Raw genomic sequence first — 1,076 nt, forward strand, 5'->3', positions numbered from 1 at the left:
CGACCGCCTGACCTACGACGCCACCATCATCGAAACCGGCACGACCAGCTACCGCCTCGCCCACACCCGAGCAGGTGGGGCCAACTCAAGCCGTCCTGGTGGGGCCAAGTCGAGTTGACATACTCACCCGGGCCTACCCCGACGGCGAACTGCACCTGGTGATGGACAACTACGCCGCCCACAAACGCGTCGAGGTTCGGGACTGGCTGGCAGCGAACCCGCGCATCCAGGTGCACTTCACCCCCACCTCCGGGTCGTGGCTCAACCTGGTCGAGGTGTGGTTCGGGATCATCGAACGCCAAGCCATCCACCGCGGCACCTTCGGCTCGGTCAAAGACCTCAACGCCAAGATCCGCGCCTTCGTCACCGGCTGGAACGACCGCTGCCACCCATTCGTGTGGACCAAAACCGCCGCCGACGTCCTTAAGAAAGCCAACCGTCAGCAGACTTCAAACACGGGCCACTAGAACGCTAGATGCCAGTTACACCGGAAATCGGACAGACCCGGCTGGCGGGGTCGATCCAGAGAAGGGCTAGGCCGATTGCTCCGCCGGCGCTGGCGAGCGCGCACACCGGCCTTCGGCCGATCCGGTTCGACAGGCCGGGCAGCACGAGGTTCCACACACCGTAGGCGAGTCCCATGATCGTCATCAGCAGACTCATCCGGGTGGTCGACAACTGCCCGGGTCCGGTCCAGAACATGGGTCCATAGATGAGGACGGTCCCCTCTGTCTGGGATCGTCGCCGTCTTCGCGCAGCTGCGCGTGGACGCCCTCAGGGACAGCGATGTGGAGCTGGCACGGGCCCCGGGCCACGGGCCGCGTGGGTGGTCGACCCACGGTGATGACTCTTGGAGTGGATCGAGCAGGCGCGTCGGATGAGGACAGAAGGCAAGGAGTCTCGCGGAGATCGGCCGAGTTCTGGATTCCGCGCTTCCTCGGTCTCTAGGTGTACTCGGCCATCAGGTTGGTGACAGTCGGTTGATCGGGGGGTGGCCTCCGAGTGCGGTGTGTCGGCGTTCAGTGTTGTAGTAGTTGAGCCATGGGGCAAGGGCGTCTGCGCGGTCGGTGTTGGTG

At 64.7% G+C, this 1,076-nt stretch carries 2 protein-coding genes and 1 pseudogene; 1 reads left to right on the plus strand and 2 read right to left on the minus strand.

Features of this window, described 5'->3' with window-relative positions; genetic code table 11:
• Positions 1 to 122: 122 nt before the first annotated feature.
• Positions 123 to 467, plus strand: a pseudogene (locus ACFQQJ_RS04820) (transposase); the annotation flags it as partial.
• 4 nt (positions 468 to 471) lie between these two features.
• Here ACFQQJ_RS04820 and ACFQQJ_RS04825 read toward each other — a convergent pair.
• Both ACFQQJ_RS04825 and ACFQQJ_RS04830 read right to left on the minus strand, forming a co-directional pair.
• A complete protein-coding gene (locus tag ACFQQJ_RS04825; RefSeq protein WP_377104676.1) occupies positions 472 to 663 on the minus strand; it encodes a hypothetical protein in 192 nt (63 codons plus the stop codon).
• A gap of 298 nt (positions 664 to 961) precedes the next feature.
• Positions 962 to 1,076: integrase core domain-containing protein (locus ACFQQJ_RS04830; RefSeq protein ID WP_377104600.1), on the minus strand; the 115-nt coding region annotated here is incomplete at its 5' end.

Source organism: Propionicimonas sp. T2.31MG-18 (genome assembly GCF_964266745.1).
Taxonomy (GTDB): Bacteria; Actinomycetota; Actinomycetes; order Propionibacteriales; family Propionibacteriaceae; genus Propionicimonas.

Excerpts from the sequence above, each read along its gene's own strand:
- ACFQQJ_RS04825 (WP_377104676.1), bottom strand. The coding sequence starts at position 663 with ATGAGTCTGCTGATGACGATCATGGGACTCGCCTACGGTGTGTGGAAC.